This is a genomic window from Polynucleobacter sp. MG-6-Vaara-E2 (assembly GCF_018687695.1).
Lineage (GTDB): Bacteria > Pseudomonadota > Gammaproteobacteria > Burkholderiales > Burkholderiaceae > Polynucleobacter.
Genome location: NZ_CP061303.1, coordinates 1 through 14278 on the forward strand (window position 1 = coordinate 1; position 14278 = coordinate 14278).

The following is a 14278-nucleotide window of genomic DNA, read 5'->3' on the forward strand; positions in this document are numbered from 1 at the left end:
ATGAGCAACTTACAAAATCCCCCCGCCTTGAATTCAATCAGCCCCTTGGGTTTTTGGGACAGCGCATTTGGCGCCCTATCCCGCGAGCTGTCACCCCAGCAATTTAAAACCTGGATACAACCCCTAACGCTTGTGTCTTTTGACGAGAGTGAGCGCACACTAACTGTTGGCGCACCAAACAGGTTTAAGCTCGATTGGATCAAAAAAACTTTTGCAGACCGCTTCCAGGAGCTTGCTTCGCAATATTTTGGTGAACAAACAAATGTTAGTTTTGTGCTTGCCTTAGAGGTCCCTACACCCCCAGCGGCCCCCGCCCAAACAAGCCGGGATGTTGAGCTTGTTGAGGCAACGACAACAAGGGAGTTGGAGCCCAGCGTTTCCGTGGAAGAGCAATCTTTTGAGATTGAGGATCACTCCAAACTGAACCCCAACCTAACCTTTGAGACTTTTGTTACCGGCAAAGCAAATCAGCTTGCTAGGGCAGCCTCCATACAGGTTGCACACAACCCCGGAACGTCATACAACCCAATGTTCTTATATGGGGGTGTTGGGCTAGGGAAGACTCACTTAATCCACGCGATTGGCAACCACCTACTAAAAGAAAAGCCTAACGCACGAATTCGATACATCCATGCCGAGCAGTATGTCTCGGATGTGGTGAGAGCATACCAACAAAAGGCTTTTGACCGCTTTAAGCGGTACTACCACTCATTAGACCTTTTGTTAATCGACGATATTCAGTTCTTTAGCGGCAAATCTAGGACGCAGGAAGAGTTCTTTTATGCGTTCGAGGCCCTATTAAGCAATAAATCACAAGTCATCATTACGAGCGATACCTATCCCAAGGAAATGGCAGGAATAGATGATCGCCTCATCTCTCGGTTTGACTCTGGGTTAACGGTTGCAATCGAGCCCCCAGAATTAGAAATGCGCGTTGCCATTTTGATGAAAAAGGCGGCCAACGAGGGTATTCCTATGAGTGAGGATGTCGCGTTTTTTGTGGCCAAACACCTACGTTCTAATGTTCGTGAACTAGAGGGAGCATTGCGCAAGATTTTGGCTTTTGTTCGCTTTCACGGTCGCGAGGTCACCATCGAGGTTGCCAGAACAGCCTTAAAAGACCTGCTTTCAATCCAAAATCGTCAGATTTCGGTTGAAAATATTCAAAAAGCGGTGGCTGATTTTTACAGCATCAAGGTTGCCGACATGTACTCCAAAAAACGCCCAGCAAATATCGCCCGACCACGCCAAATTGCAATGTTTATGGCCAAAGAGTTGACTCAAAAAAGCTTGCCAGAGATTGGGGAATTGTTTGGTGGTCGCGACCACACCACTGTTTTGCATGCGGTTAGAAAAATCGCTGATGAGCGTGCACACGATAGCCAACTCAACCACGAAATTCACGTTATTGAGCAAACGTTAAAGGCTTAATTTTTGGCTGTGGATAAGTTTGTGGGTAACCCATGGGATAAGTTTGGGGACTGGGTGTGGATAAATTGTGGAAAGTCTGCGCTTCATGCAAAAATAGGGTGTTGAGATAAAGTTATTCAGTTTTTATGCAGTCTTTATACAGAAGTTTTCCACAGGTTTTAAAGCGTTTAATGTGTTGTTTTGTTTAAGGTTTTTGAGTTATCCACGGAAAAACAAAGCCTTATTACTATTACTACTAAGATATATACAAGGATTTAAAAGCAATGCAACTAGTTAACACCTCGCGCGATAGTTTATTGAAACCACTTCAGGTGGTTAGTGGGATTGTTGAGCGTAGACACACACTCCCAATTTTGGCCAATCTTTTGTTTAAAAAAAATGGTGAGAAGATTTCTTTTGTTTCTACGGATATAGAGATTCAAATCACTACCAATGCGAATTTTGGTGTTGGTGCTGAGGATGTCACCACGACAGTTGCAGCAAGAAAGTTGTTAGATATTTTGAGGGCCTTACCAGAGGGTCCGGTTTCATTAAATTTAAAAGACAATCGCATGGTGGTTCAAAGCGGTAAAAGCCGCTTCTCTCTTCAAACACTCTCGGCAACAGAGTTTCCTGTGATGCAAAATGTTGGAGAGGTGACTGCCAACTGGAAGATGTCGCAAAAAAGTTTTCGTCAACTCATCAGCCAGGTTCATTTTTCCATGGCTCAACAAGACATCCGTTATTACTTAAATGGGATGTTGTTGGTGGTTGAGGGCAAAGAGGTTGTTGCAGTTGCGACGGATGGTCATAGGCTAGCGTTTTCTCAGGTTGACCTTGCAGAGGCGCCATCAGGATCTGGTCAGCGACAAGAAATTATTATCCCGCGCAAAACTATTCTTGAGTGCCAACATTTATTAGAAGATTCCGATGAGCCTCTCGAGATTAGTGTCAGCGCCAATCAAGTCAAGTTTACTTTTGGCGATATTGAGTTAATCTCAAAATTGGTAGAGGGTAAATTCCCTGACTTCCAAAGAGTTATTCCAAAGGGACATAAGAACTCCCTCACCGTTGGTCGTGATGTATTGCAAGCAGCACTTCAGCGAGCTGCAATTTTGACTACAGACAAATTTAAAGGCGTTCGATTCTCCTTATCCCCCAATCGAATCACTGTTCAGTCAACAAACGCTGAACAAGAAGAAGCGCAAGAAGAGATTGAAACTGAATATGGTGGTGACGCTGTTGAGATTGGGTTTAACGTCAGTTATTTATTGGATGTATTGGCCAACCTAAAGAACGAAAAAATACAAATTAGTTTGGGTGACGCAAACAGTAGCGCCGTAATCACTCTACCTGGATCAGAAAGCTTTAAGTACGTTGTAATGCCAATGCGCATTTGATATAGAAAAAAATGACTGAAGAAAAAAAAGTAGTAGAGCAGTATGGTGCCGCATCGATTCAAATATTAGAGGGTCTTGAAGCTGCTCGTAAACGCCCCGGCATGTACATCGGAGATACCTCTGATGGCACTGGTCTTCATCACCTGGTGTTTGAGGTTTTAGATAACTCTATCGATGAAGCCTTAGCAGGGTACTGCTCTGAAATTACAGTTGTCATTCAAACAGACAACTCCATTTCAATTGTTGATAATGGTCGTGGCGTTCCAACCGGCATTAAGTATGATGACAAGCATGAGCCAAAAAGAAGTGCAGCTGAAATTGTGATGACCGAGTTGCACGCTGGTGGAAAGTTTGACCAAAATAGCTATAAGGTTTCTGGTGGTTTACATGGCGTGGGTGTTAGCTGTGTAAACGCTCTTTCTAAATGGTTAAAACTTACCATTCGTCGTGATGGCAAAACCCACTACATGGAGTTTGCTCGCGGCGTTATCCAAAACCGCAATATTCAAGAAGAAAATGGCGTTGCCACTTCCCCAATTACTGTTATTGGTGATACCGAGCTTTCAGGTACTGAAGTTCACTTTTTGGCAGATGAAGAAATCTTTGGAAACGTTGAGTTCCATTATGAAATTCTCGTTAAGAGGATTCGTGAACTTTCGTTTTTAAATAATGGGGTACACATCAAACTGATTGACCAACGCACTGGCCAGGAAGAAGATTTTGCATTCTCAGGCGGCGTTAAGGGCTTTGTTGAATACATCAACCAAACTAAAAATGTTTTACATCCCAATATTTTTTACGCAGAAGGGATTCGCCCATCAGACTTGGGCGGTCAAATTACCGCAGAAGTTTCCATGCAATGGAACGACAGCTTTAGTGAGCAAGTTCTTTGTTTTACTAACAACATTCCTCAGCGTGACGGTGGAACCCATCTGACCGGCCTGCGTGCTGCAATGACACGCGTAATCAATAAGTACATTGATGAAAATGAAGTTGCTAAAAAGGCTAAGGTAGAAATTTCTGGCGACGATATGCGTGAAGGTTTGGCATGTGTCTTATCGGTAAAGGTTCCAGAACCAAAATTTTCTAGCCAAACCAAAGACAAATTGGTTTCTAGCGAAGTCCGTGGGCCTGTAGAGGAAATTGTTGCTGAGGCTCTAACTGCTTATCTGCAAGAGCGTCCAGCAGACGCAAAAATCCTTTGCGGAAAAATCGTAGATGCCGCCCGTGCTCGTGAAGCCGCACGCAAAGCCCGTGACATGACAAGGCGCAAGGGCGCTCTTGATGGTTTGGGGCTTCCCGGAAAGTTAGCGGACTGCCAAGAAAAAGATCCCGCCAAATCCGAATTATTTATTGTTGAGGGCGACTCTGCCGGCGGCTCTGCAAAGCAGGGGCGCGATCGTCGCTTCCAAGCAATTCTTCCTTTAAAAGGAAAAATTCTCAACGTTGAAAAAGCGCGCTTTGACAAAATGTTAGCGAGCCAAGAGGTGGTGACTCTCATCACCGTTTTGGGAACGGGCATCGGTATTGAAGAGTACAAGGCTGACAAGCTTCGTTATCACCGCATCATCATCATGACGGACGCGGACGTTGATGGAAGCCATATTCGCACGCTCTTACTAACCTTCTTCTATAGACAGATGCCAGAGCTAATTGAGCGCGGCCACATTTATATTGCGCAACCACCACTTTATAAGGTGAAGTTTGGCAAGAGTGAGCAATACATTAAGGACGACACAGAGCTTAATCAGTTGTTGCTCAAGATTGCGCTTGAAACTGCCTCTTTGCAAATTCCATCTGGTGAGGTGATCGAGGGTGAAGCTTTAAATGAACTCGCAAAGCACTATCAAGTAATTCAGTCTATTGTCGATCGTTTATCGCGCACCATTGATGAAGATGCCATTCGTGCAATTGCATCCGGCACACAATTGAATTTGGATACAGAAAAATTAGCCAATGAGTCAGCCGATAGATTAAGAGGGGCACTAGCAGAATCACTAAATCCACTTGCCGCACCGCCGGAAATTATTGTTCAAAAAGAAGATCGCACAGAGCGCTTCCGTTTGTTGTTGTCACGCCGGATTCATGGCAACCTTAAGCTATCAACCATTAACTCTGATTTTGTCCATGGCGATGACTACCAGAGTCTTGCGAACGCTGCGGCTGTTTTATCGGGCAAAGTTTTACCGGGAACAAAAGTGCGACGCGGTGATCCAGACAAAAATCAAAAAGAGCAAACCATTCATGACTTTAGGGGCGCGTTCTCATGGCTCCTGTCAGAGGCAGAGCGCGTACTAAGTCGTCAGCGCTACAAGGGTCTTGGTGAGATGAATCCATCTCAACTGTGGGAAACCACAATGGATGCAAGTTCACGCACCCTGCTCCAGGTAAAAATTGAAGATGCCATTGCTGCCGATCAGGTTTTCACCACACTAATGGGTGATGAGGTTGAGCCGCGCCGCGCATTTATTGAAAAGAACGCACTGATTGCTCGTAACCTAGACGTTTAATATGGCATCCAAAAAATTAAAGCCCCCCAAGGTAGACCGTTCCGCTATTGTTGTTAAAAACTCACCCATTCATGGTAAGGGGGTGTTTGTTGCCAAGCCAATCAAAAAAGGCCAAGCAATTATTGAGTACAAGGGCGAGCACATTAGCTGGAAGCTTGCCCTGAAGCGCCACCCACACGATCCAAAAGATCCAAACCATACTTTTTATTTCTCTCTGGATGATGGGCGCGTGATTGATGCCAAGTACGGCGGCAATGCTGCGCGCTGGATAAACCACTCCTGCAAGCCTATCTGCGAAACGCGCGAAGCCACATACAATGGCAAGCCCCGTGTTTTTATTTATGCAAAACGCAATCTTAAGGTTGGTGAAGAGCTGTTTTATGACTACTCGCTAGACATTGAGGGAAAAATCACCAAGCAGATGAAAAAAGATTATGAGTGTCGTTGTGGTTCAAAAAAGTGCCGCGGCACCATGCTTGCGCTTGACGATTAATAAACCAAAACATTCCTGTGCTGTACATCACAATTCAAGAGCTTGAGGCGGCAATTAATTATTGGCGCAGCCAATCACCCGCAGAAGGAGATGAGTTGCGTTTGTGCTCAGAAGCCTCTGAGCTCGCGAAACCTTATGCTTTGATGATTGTTCAGGGATCGCAACGAATACCGCTGGACGTCCTGGGTGTGTCGGCAAGGACAGCCATTCAAAAATATCTTGAACATACTCAAAATTCTTAAGCTGCAAGACTGCTAAATTTAGGGTTATTGCTATATAAACCAACACCATCTTAGGTTATTCTCAATGTCTTGCCCCGGTTGGGGGTAGAGGGTATAAGCTTGCAAGAAACAATCTTAAAAACAATCGGACTCGGAAAATCCTTTAAAGGGTTTTCGGCAGTAACTGACGTCAATCTTGATGTGACCAGAGGAACCATTCATGCCTTAATTGGCCCAAATGGCGCTGGCAAAACTACCTGCTTCAATTTGCTCACAAAATTTTTAGAGCCCAGTAGCGGCCAAATTTTATTTAATGGTTTTGATATTACCAATGAGGCCCCAGCTCAAATTGCGAGGCGTGGTGTTATTCGATCCTTTCAAATTTCTGCGGTTTTTCCACATTTGACGGTTTTGGAAAATGTTCGCGTTGCACTGCAGCGAGGTCTGGGCACAGAGTTCCATTTTTGGAGGTCTGGCAACTCGTTAAATGTTTTGAACGAGCGCGCTTTAGAGCTTTTGCATGAGGTCGGCCTTGAGGGTTTTGCGGATGAAGAAACCCTTAATCTGGCTTATGGACGCAAAAGAGCCCTTGAAATAGCAACCACCCTGGCAATGGAGCCGGAGTTAATGCTGCTTGATGAGCCAACACAGGGCATGGGTCATGAGGATGTCGAGCGCGTTACTGAGCTCATTGATCGAGTCGCCAAGGGGCGCACTATTTTGATGGTTGAGCACAATATGAAGGTAGTTTCATCTATTGCCGATCGTATTACCGTCCTACAGCGCGGATCGGTCTTGGCAGAGGGTAACTATCATGAGGTTTCAAACAACCCACTGGTTGTTGAGGCCTACATGGGTAGTCATGGGGGAGATGCATTATGACCATGGCCCTCGAGGTTAAGAATTTAGAGTCTTGGTACGGCGAGTCACACATTTTGCATGGGGTGAATTTTGCCGTTCGGGATGGCGAAGTGGTTACGCTTTTGGGTAGAAACGGCGCAGGCCGAAGCACGATCTTAAAAACAATTCTAGGTTTAACTAGCAAAAGAACTGGTTCGGTACAAATCTATGGAACCGAAACCATTTCAACACCAACCTACAAAATTGCCCGCCTGGGGGTGGGCTTTTGTCCAGAAGAGCGGGGCATTTTTGCGAGCCTAAGCACAGAAGAGAATTTATTGTTGCTCCCAGAAATCGCTCCTGGCGGCATGGGTTTGGATGAGATCTATGAGATGTTCCCAAATTTATATGAAAGACGTAACAGCCCTGGAACCCGGTTGTCCGGGGGCGAGCAACAAATGTTGGCGATGGCTCGAATTCTGAGAACGGGTGCAAAACTACTGTTATTGGATGAGATTACCGAAGGTCTGGCACCAGTGATTGTGCAAAAACTGGGTGAGGTTGTGACCAGTTTGCGCAACAAGGGCTTCACCATTGTTTTGGTGGAGCAGAACTTCCGTTTCGCTGCACCTTTGGCGGATCGGCATTATGTAGTCGAACATGGAAATGTTGTTGAAGTGGTGCAACAAAGTGAGCTTGCAGAAAAGGCAGCCTTATTAAATGAGTATCTAGGTGTTTAGTGGTTTTCTTTAGGAGATAAGAATGAAGTTAAAGCAAATAACCGCATCACTGGTTGCCGCAACGATGTTCGCGTCAAACCCAGTTTTTGCGCAAGCAGGATCAAAAGTGAGTGGAGATGTTGTCAAGATTGGCGTATTGACTGACTTATCCTCAACGTATTCAGATTTGGCTGGACCTGGTGCAGTGATTGCTGCCAAGATGGCCATTGCCGACTTTTCCAAAGACGGCACTGTTATTGGAAAGAAAATTGAGTTGGTGAGCGCAGACCACCAGAATAAAGCAGATATTGCAGCAAACAAGGCTCGTGAATGGTATGACAAAGATGGCGTAGATGTCATTGTTGAGTTGGTCTCTACCAACGTTGCCTTAGCGGTAATGGAAGTTGCTGAACAGAAGAACAAAATCACTTTGGTTTCTGGTGCCGGCTCACTTCCCATTACCAACGAAAAATGTACCGCCAATAACGTTCACTGGGCTTATGATACTTATGCGCTGTCAAACGGAACGGGTAAGGCAGTTGTAAAGCAGGGCAAAAAGAACTGGTACTTCATTACTGCTGACTACGCGTTTGGCGCAGCTCTTGAAAAAGATGCCACAGCCGTTGTAACGGCTAATGGCGGTAAAGTTTTGGGAACCAGTAAGCACCCATTCCCAAATAGCGATTTTTCTTCATATCTCTTGAAGGCACAAGCTAGTGGTGCTGATGTAGTTGCGCTTGCCAATGCTGGTCAAGACACCATCAATACTGTTAAGCAAGCTTCCGAGTTTGGTATCAATAAAAAACAAACCGTCGTTCCATTGCTCATGTTTATCTCCGATGTGCATTCTTTAGGTTTGCCTGCTGCACAAGGCATGTACCTTACAGAGGGCTTTTACTGGGATAAAGACGACAAAACACGCGCCTTCTCTAAACGCTTTATCTTGCAACACAAGCGCATGCCAACTATGGTTCAGGCCGGCGTTTATTCATCCGTTCTTGCATACTTAAATGCAGTTCAAAAAGCTGGCACAGATGACACGCAAGCCGTGATGAAGGTTTTGAAATCCACCAATATTGATGACGGTCTTTTCAAGGGCAAGATCCGTGCTGATGGCAAGTTTGAGCATGACATGTACTTGCTTGAAGTGAAGAAGCCTGCTGATTCGAAGAGCCCATGGGATTACTACTATGTCCGCGCTACGATCCCAGCGGCGGAAGCTACTTTGCCGCTTTCACAATCAAAGTGCAAATTAGTTAACAAGTAAGTAAATAGAAATCCAGAATGTTTGAACTTCTCGGAATTACCCCACAAGGGCTGGTGGCCCAGCTCTTGGTGGGGCTTATTAATGGCTCGTTTTACGCCATATTGAGTTTGGGATTGGCCATTATTTTTGGCCTTCTCAACATCATTAATTTTGCTCATGGTGCTCAATACACCATGGGTGCTTTTATTGCTTGGATTGGATTGACTCAGATTAGCCAATGGCTTGGCTTTCCAGAGCTCACAATTAATTATTGGTTTGCATTAATCATTGTGCCGTTTGTCTTGGCTGGTTTTGGATTAATTCTTGAGCGCACGATGTTGCGCAGGCTTTATCACTTAGACCATCTATATGGCCTTCTATTAACTTTTGGTCTGGCATTAATCATAGAAGGCATGTTCCGTCACTGGTACGGTATTTCTGGTGAGAGCTATCCAGCCCCAGAAATGCTTCAGGGTGCCATCCCCTTAGACTCTATCGGAATTATTTTGCCAATCTACCGTTTATGGGTTGTCGCAATTTCGTTAACCGTTTGCTTTTCAACTTGGTACGTTATTGAGAGAACTAAGTTAGGCGCATACTTGCGCGCTGGTACAGAGAATCCCAAATTACTTCAGGCTTTTGGAATCAATGTTCCCCTGATGATTTCTTTAGCTTATGCCTATGGCGTTGGCCTGGCTGGATTTGCTGGCGTATTGGCTGCCCCAATTTTTCAAGTAAATCCACTGATGGGTTCAAACCTCATCATTGTAGTTTTTGCAGTAGTTGTTATTGGTGGCATGGGCTCAATCATGGGCGCCATTCTGACCGGCTTGGCTTTGGGCCTCATTGAAGGCCTCACTAAAGTCTTTTACCCAGAGGCTTCTGGTGTCGTAATTTTTGTGATCATGGCAATTGTCTTGTTGCTTCGTCCTGCTGGACTATTCGGACGGGAAAAATAATCATGAGTTCAAAAATAAAATTACTTTATGGCATCTTAGTTTTAATTGCGCTGCTGTTACCGTTTCAAGATTTCATCTACTTGGTATTTGCAATGAAGGTATTGTGCTTTGCCCTTTTTGCTTGCGCCTTTAACTTGTTGCTTGGGTTTACAGGCCTGCTCTCGTTTGGCCATGCGGCATTTTTTGGAACCGCCGCCTATATTACTGCTTATTTTTGTAAGGAGGCTGGTCTATCTCCCGAATTAGGAATTATCTTGGGTGTTGTGGGTTCCGGAGTGCTAGGTTTTTTAATTGGCTCTTTGGCGATTCGCAGGCAGGGTATTTATTTTGCGATGGTCACTTTAGCCCTTTCTCAAATGGTGTATTTCTTGGCAGTTCAACTCCCCTATACCGGGGGAGAAGATGGAATTCAGGGTGTACCACGTGGAATATTATTTGGTCTAATTGACCTCAAAGATGACGTTGCGATGTACTACTTTGTCTTGACCGTTTTCTTATTTGGCTTCGCGTTGATCATGCGCGCTGTTCACTCTCCTTTTGGTCAAGTCTTAAAAGCGATTCGTGAAAACGAACCGCGCGCCATTTCTTTGGGATATGACGTTGATCGTTTCAAGCTCATGTCTTTTGTGATTTCTGCTGCTCTATCTGGTCTAGCAGGATCAATGAAGTCTTTGGTATTCCAGCTGGCAACATTGACCGATGTTCATTGGCATATGTCTGGCGAAGTTGTATTGATGACTTTACTTGGCGGCATGGGAACCATTCTTGGTCCAGTAGTTGGCGCCGGCATCGTTGTTGGTTTGCAAAACTATCTCGCGAATATTGGTTCATGGAGCACGATTGCAACTGGATTTATTTTTGTGGTTTGTGTTTTAGCATTTCGTCGTGGCGTTGTTGGTGAAATTGCTGCGCACTTCAAAAGCAAAAACTAATTTCCTTTTATTATTTGGTTTTAGTGTGGCGCGAATTTCTAAAAGCGCCACACTCACTTAACTAAAAGAGATCCTCATCGAATTCTCATTTTTCATATGGCCACTGCTTTTAGCAATGGCCTTCTTTGCTGGCTTGGTGGATGCTGTAGCTGGCGGCGGCGGCCTAATCCAGGTGCCCGCTTTGTTTGCTGCATATCCTGATACCCAGCCAGCAACACTACTTGCAACAAATAAAGTTTCTGCAGTTGGCGGAACCCTAAATGCAGCCAGAAAATATTTACGTCACGTATCTTTGCCGTGGGCAATTGTTTTGCCGGCAATCGTTGCTGGTTTTATTGGCTCTCTTCTTGGAGCAAATGCGGTCAGCAATTTTCCGGCAGAGCCTTTGCGTAAAGCTTTGCCATTTGTTTTGTTGTTTCTGTTGCTCTACACCTGGTTTCAGCCTTCGCTTGGAGAGGCGCACGCCCCAAAAATTCTCGGACGCTTCCAACAAGCAAAGGCCGCATTTCTTGGTTTAACAATTGGGTTTTATGACGGCTTCTTTGGCCCTGGTACTGGTAGCTTTTTACTATTTGGATTTGTGCGCTTTTTTAGTTTTGATTTCTTGCATGCCTCTGCTGCTACAAAATTGGTGAATGTAGCCACGAATCTAGCGGCCATCTTAATGTTGGCAAGTCTTGGGCAAATTAATTGGACCCTTGGTTTTGCAATGATGATTGCCAATATTGCAGGCAGTCAGTTCGGTAGCCGGCTTGCGATTAAGCATGGCAGCGCCTTTGTAAGAAAAGCTTTTTTGGTTATTGTTAGTGTTCTGATATTGAAGTCGGCTTGGAATGCTTATTTCATCAATTAAATCAATATCTTAGAAAATAAACCCCGTTTTTCTAAGAATTTTCTTAGTTTTTGTTTCACGTGAAACAAACAAAATGCTATGATCATCGCCCTATCTGAGGCAAATCATGCGTTATTCCAAAAGTTTTGATGTCATCGTAGTCGGCGGCGGTCACGCTGGGACCGAGGCCGCTCTTGCATCTGCTCGCATGGGTTGCGACACCCTATTAATTACCCATAGCATTGAGAATCTTGGTGCCATGAGTTGCAATCCCTCAATCGGGGGAATTGGCAAGGGTCACCTAGTAAAAGAAATTGATGCGATGGGCGGCGCCATGGCAGCTGCCTCCGACGAGGCTGGCATTCAATTTCGTATTCTTAATTCCAGCAAGGGCCCCGCTGTACGAGCGACCCGCGCCCAGGGCGATAGGGTTTTATATAAAGCGGCAATTCGCCGCCGCCTTGAAAATCAGCCTAATTTGAGCCTTTTTCAAGCGGCAGTAGATGACTTATTGGTTGTGGGCGATGAAGTTCAGGGTGTGGTTACCCAAATGGGTCTGGAATTTATGGCTAAAAAGGTGGTGCTAACAGCAGGCACTTTTTTAGATGGAAAGATTCATGTTGGTTTAAATAATTACGCCGGCGGGCGCGCGGGTGATCCCGCCGCTGTTTCCTTATCCGCAAGACTTAAAGAGTTAAAGCTTCCGCAGGGAAGGTTGAAGACTGGTACCCCACCCCGCATTGATGGCCGCACTATTGATTTTTCCGTCATGCTGGAGCAGCCGGGGGATTTAGATCCTGTGCCAGTGTTCTCTTATTTGGGTCGTCCAGAGCAGCACCCCAAGCAAGTCCCCTGCTGGATCTCTCATACAAATGAAAAAACTCACGACATTATTCGGGGTGGTTTAGACCGCTCTCCGATGTATACGGGGGTTATTGAAGGTGTTGGCCCCCGCTACTGCCCTTCTATTGAAGACAAAATTCATCGTTTTGCCTCTAGAAACAGTCACCAGATCTTCTTAGAGCCGGAGGGCTTAACTACCAATGAGTTTTATCCCAACGGGATATCTACTAGCTTGCCTTTTGATGTTCAATGGGATTTGGTTCGAAGCATCCGGGGAATGGAGTCTGCAGTGATTGTTCGCCCGGGCTATGCAATTGAATACGACTTCTTTGATCCTCGCCAATTGCGCCACAGTCTTGAGACAAGAGTGATTGCTGGGCTGTACTTTGCTGGCCAGATTAATGGCACCACTGGTTATGAAGAGGCTGCAGCACAAGGTATGTTGGCCGGCATTAACGCTGGATTGGCTGCTAAAGGTAAAGAGCCTTGGCTGCCCAAGCGCAGTGAATCTTATATCGGCGTTTTGGTAGATGATCTGATTACTCGCGGGGTTCAGGAGCCATATCGAATGTTTACAAGTCGCGCTGAATATCGCCTGAGCCTGCGTGAAGATAATGCGGATATGCGCTTAACAGGGATTGGGCGGGAGCTTGGCCTGGTGGACGACCATCGTTGGGAAGTGTTTTGCAGAAAACAAGATGCTGTTTCACGTGAAACATCTCGTTTGCAGGACATTTGGATTGGCCCCAAACACGAGGCAGCCCTCTTGGTCTCCCAATTATTGGGACAAGACCTGTCCCACGAATGCAATTTAACGGAGCTGTTGAGGCGTCCGGGCGTTACTTACGAGGCAATCACCGCTTTGGGTAATGGAATCTGGGCCCCTGAAACCTTGGATGAAGATCTTGGTTTGGCGGCCCAAATCAGTGACCAGGTTGAGATCTCGATCAAATACCAGGGTTATATTGACCGTCAGGCGACAGAAATTGCTCGTCAAGAACACAATGAGACATTCCCACTGCCCGAATCGCTCGATTATGCGCATGTTGTTGGTTTGTCCAAAGAAGTACAACAAAAGCTTAACCTGCATAAACCAGAAACATTAGGTCAAGCTGGTCGCATTTCAGGGGTAACTCCTGCAGCCCTTTCCCTTTTGTTGGTACATCTAAAAAAGGGCTTGGGACGCACTCAAGAAACGCATGAGTGAAGGGCTCCTTGCTTTAGGAATTGAGGATCTTGGCCTCAAATTAAGCTCGACCAATATTGCTGATCTGGAGTTATTTTTGCAGGAAATGGGGCGCTGGAATCAGGTCCATAACCTCACGGCAATTGAGGGAGAGAAAGATTCTATTAGGCTGCATCTGATTGATTCTATTGCGGTTTTACCGGTATTAAGACAGTTTTTAAAGGGCCCCTCACCCAAGATTGCAGATCTTGGTTCGGGTGGCGGCTTGCCGGCAATTCCGATTGCGATTGTTCAGCCGGAATGGCAACTTTCCCTGATTGAGGCCATTCGTAAGAAGACGGCATTCTTGCAGCATGTGCGGGGAAAATTAAAACTAAAAAATATTGAAGTGCTCTGTGAACGAGTTGAAGATGCTGCAGTGCAGCAACCAGCTCAATTTGATGCAGTGATTTCTCGCGCATTTACCAATCTCGCTCGTTTCTTAGACTTATCGTTACCCTTCTTAAAGCCCGATGGCTTGGTATTTGCTATGAAAGCAAAGCGCGCAGACGATGAAATGAAAGATGTTTCCATGGACGATTGGCGCTTAGTCGCCGATGAGCCCCTGCATATTCCGAATTTAGCGGTGGAGCGACGCCTTTTGGTGTTATCCCCCGTGAGAAAATCCACCCTCAACTCTTAAGTAGA

13 protein-coding genes are annotated in these 14278 nt (G+C 45.6%); all 13 read left to right on the top strand.

Annotated elements, in window-relative coordinates:
- The 13 genes from dnaA to rsmG all read left to right on the top strand — a co-directional run bounded on the left by dnaA (position 1) and on the right by rsmG (position 14273).
- Entirely contained in the window at positions 1 to 1431 is a 1431-nt protein-coding gene (dnaA, locus tag ICV38_RS00005) for a chromosomal replication initiator protein DnaA (protein WP_215381570.1), read from the top strand.
- 263 nt (positions 1432 to 1694) lie between these two features.
- Positions 1695 to 2810 carry a DNA polymerase III subunit beta gene (dnaN, locus tag ICV38_RS00010; protein WP_215381578.1) on the top strand — a complete coding sequence of 372 codons (1116 nt, stop codon included), beginning with the start codon at positions 1695 to 1697 and terminating at the stop codon, positions 2808 to 2810.
- Between the two features lie 11 nt (positions 2811 to 2821).
- On the top strand, positions 2822 to 5320 hold the full coding sequence (gene gyrB / locus ICV38_RS00015; protein ID WP_215381581.1) for a DNA topoisomerase (ATP-hydrolyzing) subunit B: 2499 nt from the start codon (positions 2822 to 2824) through the stop codon (positions 5318 to 5320).
- 1 nt (position 5321) lies between these two features.
- Complete coding sequence (locus ICV38_RS00020; protein ID WP_215381583.1) at positions 5322 to 5813, top strand: SET domain-containing protein; 492 nt, start codon at positions 5322 to 5324, stop codon at positions 5811 to 5813.
- A gap of 17 nt (positions 5814 to 5830) precedes the next feature.
- A complete protein-coding gene (locus tag ICV38_RS00025) occupies positions 5831 to 6055 on the top strand; it encodes a DUF3717 domain-containing protein (protein ID WP_215381585.1) in 225 nt (74 codons plus the stop codon).
- Positions 6056 to 6148: 93 nt separating this feature from the next.
- The gene (locus ICV38_RS00030; RefSeq protein ID WP_215382652.1) at positions 6149 to 6916 is read left to right on the top strand and encodes an ABC transporter ATP-binding protein; all 768 of its coding nucleotides are present in this window, start codon (positions 6149 to 6151) and stop codon (positions 6914 to 6916) included.
- A complete protein-coding gene (locus tag ICV38_RS00035) occupies positions 6910 to 7614 on the top strand; it encodes an ABC transporter ATP-binding protein (protein ID WP_215382653.1) in 705 nt (234 codons plus the stop codon). The genes ICV38_RS00030 and ICV38_RS00035 overlap by 7 nt, the downstream gene beginning before the upstream one ends.
- Before the next feature lie 22 nt (positions 7615 to 7636).
- A complete protein-coding gene (locus ICV38_RS00040; protein ID WP_215381593.1) occupies positions 7637 to 8860 on the top strand; it encodes an ABC transporter substrate-binding protein in 1224 nt (407 codons plus the stop codon).
- A gap of 17 nt (positions 8861 to 8877) precedes the next feature.
- The gene (locus tag ICV38_RS00045; protein WP_215381596.1) at positions 8878 to 9798 is read left to right on the top strand and encodes a branched-chain amino acid ABC transporter permease; all 921 of its coding nucleotides are present in this window, start codon (positions 8878 to 8880) and stop codon (positions 9796 to 9798) included.
- Between the two features lie 2 nt (positions 9799 to 9800).
- Positions 9801 to 10730, top strand: a complete 930-nt coding sequence (locus tag ICV38_RS00050) for a branched-chain amino acid ABC transporter permease (RefSeq protein ID WP_215381600.1) — start codon at positions 9801 to 9803, stop codon at positions 10728 to 10730.
- A gap of 115 nt (positions 10731 to 10845) precedes the next feature.
- Entirely contained in the window at positions 10846 to 11583 is a 738-nt protein-coding gene (locus tag ICV38_RS00055; protein ID WP_215381613.1) for a TSUP family transporter, read from the top strand.
- A 106-nt stretch (positions 11584 to 11689) separates the two neighbouring features.
- Positions 11690 to 13612, top strand: coding sequence for a tRNA uridine-5-carboxymethylaminomethyl(34) synthesis enzyme MnmG (gene mnmG / locus ICV38_RS00060; RefSeq protein ID WP_215381615.1), 1923 nt, complete (start codon positions 11690 to 11692; stop codon positions 13610 to 13612).
- Positions 13605 to 14273, top strand: a complete 669-nt coding sequence (gene rsmG / locus ICV38_RS00065) for a 16S rRNA (guanine(527)-N(7))-methyltransferase RsmG (RefSeq protein WP_215381620.1) — start codon at positions 13605 to 13607, stop codon at positions 14271 to 14273. The genes mnmG and rsmG overlap by 8 nt, the downstream gene beginning before the upstream one ends.
- The last annotated feature ends 5 nt before the right edge of the window (positions 14274 to 14278 follow it).

Bases quoted from the DNA above. Each gene is read 5' to 3' on its own strand.
- dnaA (WP_215381570.1), top strand. From the start codon at position 1: ATGAGCAACTTACAAAATCCCCCCGCCTTGAATTCAATCAGCCCCTTG.
- dnaN (WP_215381578.1), top strand. From the start codon at position 1,695: ATGCAACTAGTTAACACCTCGCGCGATAGTTTATTGAAACCACTTCAG.
- gyrB (WP_215381581.1), top strand. From the start codon at position 2,822: ATGACTGAAGAAAAAAAAGTAGTAGAGCAGTATGGTGCCGCATCGATT.
- ICV38_RS00020 (WP_215381583.1), top strand. From the start codon at position 5,322: ATGGCATCCAAAAAATTAAAGCCCCCCAAGGTAGACCGTTCCGCTATT.
- ICV38_RS00040 (WP_215381593.1), top strand. From the start codon at position 7,637: ATGAAGTTAAAGCAAATAACCGCATCACTGGTTGCCGCAACGATGTTC.
- ICV38_RS00045 (WP_215381596.1), top strand. From the start codon at position 8,878: ATGTTTGAACTTCTCGGAATTACCCCACAAGGGCTGGTGGCCCAGCTC.
- ICV38_RS00050 (WP_215381600.1), top strand. From the start codon at position 9,801: ATGAGTTCAAAAATAAAATTACTTTATGGCATCTTAGTTTTAATTGCG.
- ICV38_RS00055 (WP_215381613.1), top strand. From the start codon at position 10,846: ATGGCCTTCTTTGCTGGCTTGGTGGATGCTGTAGCTGGCGGCGGCGGC.
- mnmG (WP_215381615.1), top strand. From the start codon at position 11,690: ATGCGTTATTCCAAAAGTTTTGATGTCATCGTAGTCGGCGGCGGTCAC.
- rsmG (WP_215381620.1), top strand. From the start codon at position 13,605: ATGAGTGAAGGGCTCCTTGCTTTAGGAATTGAGGATCTTGGCCTCAAA.